7 protein-coding genes are annotated in these 6,034 nt (G+C 66.1%); all 7 read left to right on the top strand.

What is annotated here, in order from left to right; all coding sequences use genetic code 11:
* On the top strand, window positions 1–781 hold a 781-nt coding region (locus tag ACSQ22_RS26135), incomplete at its 5' end, for an anti-sigma factor family protein (RefSeq protein ID WP_436131951.1).
* 161 nt (window positions 782–942) lie between these two features.
* Window positions 943–2,337, top strand: coding sequence for a YncE family protein (locus ACSQ22_RS26130; protein WP_008904209.1), 1,395 nt, complete (start codon window positions 943–945; stop codon window positions 2,335–2,337).
* On the top strand, window positions 2,334–2,693 hold the full coding sequence (locus ACSQ22_RS26125) for a DUF305 domain-containing protein (RefSeq protein WP_008904210.1): 360 nt from the start codon (window positions 2,334–2,336) through the stop codon (window positions 2,691–2,693). Before ACSQ22_RS26130 ends, ACSQ22_RS26125 begins: the two co-directional genes overlap by 4 nt.
* A 70-nt stretch (window positions 2,694–2,763) precedes the next feature.
* Window positions 2,764–3,297, top strand: a complete 534-nt coding sequence (locus ACSQ22_RS26120) for an RNA polymerase sigma factor (RefSeq protein WP_050813810.1) — start codon at window positions 2,764–2,766, stop codon at window positions 3,295–3,297.
* Window positions 3,294–3,896: a hypothetical protein gene (locus ACSQ22_RS26115; RefSeq protein WP_008904212.1), complete on the top strand. Its 603-nt coding sequence runs from the start codon at window positions 3,294–3,296 to the stop codon at window positions 3,894–3,896. The genes ACSQ22_RS26120 and ACSQ22_RS26115 overlap by 4 nt, the downstream gene beginning before the upstream one ends.
* Before the next feature lie 85 nt (window positions 3,897–3,981).
* Complete coding sequence (locus tag ACSQ22_RS26110; protein WP_008904213.1) at window positions 3,982–5,214, top strand: sulfite oxidase; 1,233 nt, start codon at window positions 3,982–3,984, stop codon at window positions 5,212–5,214.
* Window positions 5,211–5,558 (top strand): c-type cytochrome, encoded by a 348-nt coding sequence (locus tag ACSQ22_RS26105; protein WP_008904214.1) that lies wholly within the window; start codon window positions 5,211–5,213, stop codon window positions 5,556–5,558. Before ACSQ22_RS26110 ends, ACSQ22_RS26105 begins: the two co-directional genes overlap by 4 nt.
* The last annotated feature ends 476 nt before the right edge of the window (window positions 5,559–6,034 follow it).

Below are 6,034 nucleotides of genomic sequence, written 5' to 3'. Positions count from 1 at the left end.
ACGCCCTGAAGACGCGCAGCGCCTGGAGGCCTACCGGGCGCAGAAGCGCGAACTGCACGTCTTGTTCGATCCCGTGCTGTATGAACAGCCGCCGCAGCGCCTGCTGAAATCGGCGCGCCCGCGTGCCGTGCCGCAGACGCCTTGGTACCTCCAGCGCCTGGCCGCTGGGATCGCCATCGCCGTCATCAGCGGCGCCACAGGCTGGGGCTTGCGGGGCGGCCTGCCCGCGGGGGGCGACGATGCCGGCCGCATGGCCGCCGCAGCACCCGCCGAGCGCGGCCTGACGCTGGTGTCAGCGGGCAGCTTCGCACAGCGCGCGGCGGTGGCCCATGCGGTGTACAGCCCAGACGCGCGCCGCCCGGTCGAGGTGGACGCGGCGCACGAAGACCAGCTCGTGGCCTGGCTGTCCAAGCGCATGGGCGCGCCGATGAAGCCGCCGCACCTGCAGGCCCAGGGCTACACGCTGGAAGGCGGGCGCCTGTTGCCGGGTGGCCAGGGGCCGGTGGCGCAGTTCATGTACCGCAACGAGCTCGGCAGCAAGCTGACGCTGTACGTGTCCAACGATGTCGCCGACGTGGGCAGTGCCGCGGGGCCGGACAAGGCACTGCAGGCCGGCGTGAAGAACACAGACACGGCCTTCCGCTTCGCACGCGAAGGTGTGGTCAATGTCTTCTACTGGGTCGACGGTCCCTTCGGCTACGCCCTGTCGTCCGACGCCGACCGCAGCGTGCTGGCGCAGGTGTCGGCCGAGGTCTATCGGCAACTTGGCACCCCGCGCTGAAGGCCAGGGCGGCGTCGGCGCGACGCGCTGTCGGCATGCCCAGGGAATGAAACGGCCCGAGCCGCGCTCTTGACCTGAAGCAAGCGCTGGGCAGTGGTTCATCGGCGGCTGCCGGCCCACGACCCAAGCGATCACTCTCCACAACAACTCAGAAAGCAAACATGACCACCCAACGCCGCGACATTCTCAAGTACACCCTGGCCGCCGCGGCAGCCAGCGCGCTGCCCGCAGCACATGCCCAGGCCCCGTCCGGCGCTTCAGCGGGAGCCGCAGCCACCGGCATCGACCCGCGCGATCGCGTCTTCATCACCAATGAAGACTCCAACACGCTGGTGGTCATCGACCCGAAGACCAACACCGTCGAGTCGACGATCAACCTGACCAGCTTTGACGAAGACCCTCGTCCCCCGTTTCGCTTTGTGACGGCCGGCGTGGCGCCAACGCACGCGGCGATGGTCCACAAGCCGCTGTACCACGGCTGTATCGATGCGCACGGCGCGGTGCCGTCGCCCGATGGCCGGTTGCTGGCCACCAGCGGGCGCGGCTCCAGCAACATTTATCTGATCGACGCCGAGCAGCGCCGCGTCATCGGCAACACACCCAACCCTGCGTCTGGGCCCACCACCAACCCCGAGCGCCTGAGTAGTGGCCTGCTGCTGGGCCGCGAACCGCACGAGCCCACTTTCACGCGCAACGGCCGCGAGCTGTGGGTCACGCTGCGCGGTGAAGACCGCATTGCCATCGTCGGCGTCGATCGTGCCGTTCGCCAGCTCAAGGGGGCCGACAGCCCGGGCTCCAGCGCGGTTCGCCAATACCTGCCCACGCTGAGCGGCCCGGCGCAGGTGTGGTTCAACCGTGAGGGTACGTTGGCCTTTGTGGCCAGCCAGAAGGTGTCGAAGATCGACGTGTTCCGCGTCAACCCCGGCGCGGATGGCCACAGCCAACCGCAGCGGCTGACCACGCTGGACATCAGCGCACAGGACAAACCCGGCTTCACGCCCTTCATGAAGACCACACCCGACGGTGCCGAGGTGTGGTTCTCGCACAAGCTGGCTGATGCGGTGTCTTGCCGCTCGACGCAGGGTGGCTTCGACCTGATCGACACCGTGCCGCTGGGCATGGGCGCGCGGCCCAACCACGTTGAGTTCGTGCGCAATGCGCGCGGCAGCGTGGTCTATGCCAGCCTGGCGCGCATCGACGATGGTGGCCCCGGCGGCGTGGCGTCGAGCCCGATCGCCATCATCGACCGCAGCGCTCCGGGCGGACAGCGCAAGGTGGTGGGCACCTTCTCCAGCCGTGGCCGCGAGTCGCACGGGTTGTGGACCAACCCCGAGAACACGCTGCTGTATGTGGCCCACGAACAGGACGAGCTGCCCGGCACGCCCAACGCGGGCCAGACCGTGTGCAGTGCATTTGATGTGAGCGACCCGCTGCGCCCGACCTTCATTGCGCAGATCCCCCTGGGCAATCTGACGCTGCCCTCTGGCGCGCTGCGCAACAAAAAGAGCATCAACCTCGTCTACGTGCGTGTGGGCGAGAAGGGCCAGACGGCATGAGCGGCGCGCACACCAGCCACGGCGCCAGCGCCGCGCACACCAGCGCATTCCAGCGGGATATGGACGAATCGATGGCCCGCATGATGCAGGCCATGCACAGCCCGGGCTACGCAGGCCAGGCCGACCAGGACTTTCTGGCGATGATGATTCCGCACCACGCCGGCGCTGTGGACATGGCGCGGCTGGTGTTGCAGCATGGGCGCGATCCTGTCACCCGGCAGTTGGCCGAGGAAATCATTGCCGGGCAGACGGTGGAGATCCAGAGCATGCAACGCCGACTGCACACCCTGCAGCAGCGCACAGCCAAAGGTGCGGAAGCGGAATTTCCGTCGCTGGGTGGGACGCGGGGGCCTTGATCGACAGCCCTAGGGAAAGTACCGATGAGCGCCACGGAATGAACCAAGCCACGCAGCGCTCTTGATCACCATGCTGTTCCAGTCTGCCGAGTCCCGCTATAACCAATGGGTGCGTGAGCACTACCGTTTTTTGCTGCGCAGTGCGTGGGCGCTCACTGGTTCGCGCGCCATTGCCGAAGACGTGGTGCAAGACTGTTTTGCCAACGCCTGGAAGCACCGGGAGCAACTGCGCGACGCTGCGCTGGCACGGGCTTGGCTCTTTCAGATCATGCGCCGCGCCGCCTTTCGCCAGGCCGCACCCAGCATGCAGTCGCTGGACGATGAAGAGCAGCCCGAGCAAGCGGCGCCCGACGCGGGGCTGGACGACAAACTCGATGTCGTCAAGGCGCTCGCGCGCCTGGCGCCCATCCACCGCGAGGTGCTGGTGCTGTTTTATTTCGACGACATGCCCACCGCCCAGATGGCCGAGGCGCTGGAGATCGCGCCCGGCACGGTGTTGTCGCGCCTAGCCCGTGCGCGCGACGCTTTGAAGCTGGCCATGGGGGTACCTGCGACACCCAAGGCCGATGTCAACGTTACCCCGTTTCGCAGGACCAAGACATGAGCCCCGATACCGACGCGCCTTTCCTGCCCGACAGCGAATTCGATTTGCGCGCGCGCGCCGAGTTGGCGATCGCCTTCGAGGCCAGCGACGCACCGGCACACCTGTACCGAAAGCCGCAGCCGCTGCTGGCGCGACGCGGCTTGCAGCGTTTTCTGGCTGCGCTTTTGCTGGCCGGTGGCACCAGCGGCGGGGTGCTAGCCGTGCGACCGCCAGCGATGGTGCGCGACGCGATCGACCACGAATACCACGAGCGCAGCTTGCGGGGCAGTTTCATGGAGCAGCGCCAGTTGCTCATGCACCTGGGCATGCGGGACGCCAACGTGGTGCCCGGGTTTCCCCAACTCATGCGGCCATGCGATATCGAAGGTCACCTCGCTTACCACCTCACCACGTTCTTCGAGAAGGGCGGCATGGTGACGGTGTATGCCTTTGACCAGCCTGTGGACCTGCGCGAGGCCAGCGGCTGGTGGAGCAACGTGCACTGGAAGGTGATCCGCTCGCGCGAGGGCAAGCCCTTGTTGCTGGTGGCCCAGAAAAAGAAGGCACTGGCGGTCGCGCAGACGGCACTGCAGGCACCTCCCGTGTCCGGGCCAGGCTGAGGCACCGCGTCCCTGTCAACGAATCAACCGCTCACCCCTTTCACCCCAACCGGCGCACGACGCCCAACCACCGGAGACCCCAGAAATGAACCAACAACCCACCTCGCTCCCCCGGCGCCACCTGCTGGCCGGCAGCGGCGCTGCTTTGGCTGCCGTTGGTCTGGCCAGCTTTGGCCGCACCGCAGCCGCTGCTGGTGAGACCGCGCCCGTCGCCGTGGCCGGTGCTGCCAAGCCTCTGCCAGCGTACGTGGGCTGGAAGGACCCGGCCAGCCTGATCGTGCACAGCAGCACCACCATTGAGACCAAGCGCAGTGTGTTCGGCACCAGCGTAATCACGCCGTCCGAGCAGCTCTACATCCGCAACAACCTGCCCGCGCCCGACGTCTCGATCCTGGGCAACCGCGATGCCTGGGAGATCAACATCGAGGGGGTGAAGAACCCGCGCAAACTCACGCTGGGCGACCTCAAGCGCATGGGCATCGAGACCACGGCGATGGTGTTGCAATGCTCTGGCAACGGACGCGGCTACTTCCCCAACAAGCCCAGTGGAACGCCTTGGCAAGTGGGCGCAGCAGGCTGTGTGGTGTGGAGCGGTGTGCCGGTGCGCTGGGTGGTGGATGCCCTGGGCGGCGTGGAGGCCGGCATGGCCTACCTCACCGGCACAGGCGGCGAAAAACTCCCCGATGGACTGGACCCCAAGAGCGTGATCGTGGAACGCTCGGTGCCTGCTGCCGCACTCGCCGATGCCCTGCTGGCCTGGGAAATGAACGGTGTGCCGATTTCGCTGGCCCACGGCGGCCCACTGCGCTTGATCGTGCCGGGTTACACGGGCGTGAACAACATCAAGTACGTCAAACGCCTGGCCTTCACCGCTCAGGAGACCGACGCACGCATCATGTCGCACGGCTACCGCATTTCACCGCCCGGCGCGAAGGGCGACCCGTCGCAGCCATCGGTGCAGGAAATGACGGTGAAGTCGTGGATCAACGGTCCCGGCACGGACGGCGCCCCGCTTAAAGCGGGTGACACACAGATCCATGGCGTGGCGTTTGGCGGCATGAACGCGGTGGCCAAGGTCGAGGTTTCTCTGGACGGCGGAAAAACCTGGCAGCTCGCGCGCATGGTGGGGCCCGACCTCGGCCGCTTTGCGTGGCGGCAGTTTGTTTTTGCGGCACGCCTGCCGGCGGGCCAGTTCACCCTGGCGAGCCGAGCCACCGACACCGCAGGCAACGTGCAGCCCGAACAACGCATGGAAAACGCGGGCGGCTACAACAACACCAGCTGGGCCGACCACGCCGTGAAAGTGAGCGTGGCATGAAGCGCACAATCCAAAAACACGCGTTGGTCGCTGCCCTGTGGTCGTTGGCATTCACAGTGCTGCCCGTGCACGCCGCCGACGATGCCGCGCAACTTCAACAAGGCAAGGTGTTGTTCGGCCAAGGCGCGGTGCCTGCCTGCGCCCTGTGCCATGCGCTCAAGGACGCGGGAGCCGAAGGCGCCGTGGGCCCCAGCCTGGACGAGCTCAAGCCCGATGCCAAGCGCGTGGCCACCGCGCTGCGCAACGGGATTGGGCAGATGCCGTCCTACAACGGCAAACTCAGTGATGCGCAAATTGCCGCCCTGGCGGCCTACGTGGCCAAGGCTTCGGGTGGATCAAAGTGATGGCTGGTTGGCCACAGCGCTGCTGCGCCAACTGACAAAAAGGACGGGATCACCTGCAAACAGCGATCCCGACTGAGTGGCTGACCCAGGGCGGGTCAGCCACTCACCATCACTTGCCTGGTTTGATGTCGGGGACCACCATCCAGCCAGCCCCCATCATCACAACCGCCGGGAACTTCTCGCCGGCCTAAGTCTTGCCCAGCATGGCCTTGTGCTCGCGGTAAGCCATCAACGCTGGCGACACGCCCAGGTGATTGATCGCACCATGCTTGATGCTGCTGCAGTCTTGCTCGTCGAGCTTGCAGATCTCTGCACGCTGTTGTCAACTCTCTAGCAATGTCAACTACGCGCCTGAAACCTGTCTCTGCGCCTTACCACGATGCATGAATAGGAGTGATCGCAATCCGGCACGCCAAGGGCATGCACGTTGAAAACTCGAACGGCAGCAACCGCTGCTTATGGAGAGCTCTCCATAA

Source organism: Acidovorax sp. LjRoot38 (assembly GCF_964252975.1).
GTDB classification, from domain to species: Bacteria; Pseudomonadota; Gammaproteobacteria; order Burkholderiales; family Burkholderiaceae_C; genus Acidovorax; species Acidovorax facilis.
Note: the sequence above shows the minus strand (reverse complement) of the source record. Positions and strands in the feature narration are given on the sequence as shown.

Bases quoted from the DNA above. Each gene is read 5' to 3' on its own strand.
- ACSQ22_RS26130 (WP_008904209.1), top strand. From the start codon at position 943: ATGACCACCCAACGCCGCGACATTCTCAAGTACACCCTGGCCGCCGCG.
- ACSQ22_RS26120 (WP_050813810.1), top strand. From the start codon at position 2,764: ATGCTGTTCCAGTCTGCCGAGTCCCGCTATAACCAATGGGTGCGTGAG.
- ACSQ22_RS26115 (WP_008904212.1), top strand. From the start codon at position 3,294: ATGAGCCCCGATACCGACGCGCCTTTCCTGCCCGACAGCGAATTCGAT.
- ACSQ22_RS26105 (WP_008904214.1), top strand. From the start codon at position 5,211: ATGAAGCGCACAATCCAAAAACACGCGTTGGTCGCTGCCCTGTGGTCG.
- ACSQ22_RS26110 (WP_008904213.1), top strand. From the start codon at position 3,982: ATGAACCAACAACCCACCTCGCTCCCCCGGCGCCACCTGCTGGCCGGC.
- ACSQ22_RS26125 (WP_008904210.1), top strand. From the start codon at position 2,334: ATGAGCGGCGCGCACACCAGCCACGGCGCCAGCGCCGCGCACACCAGC.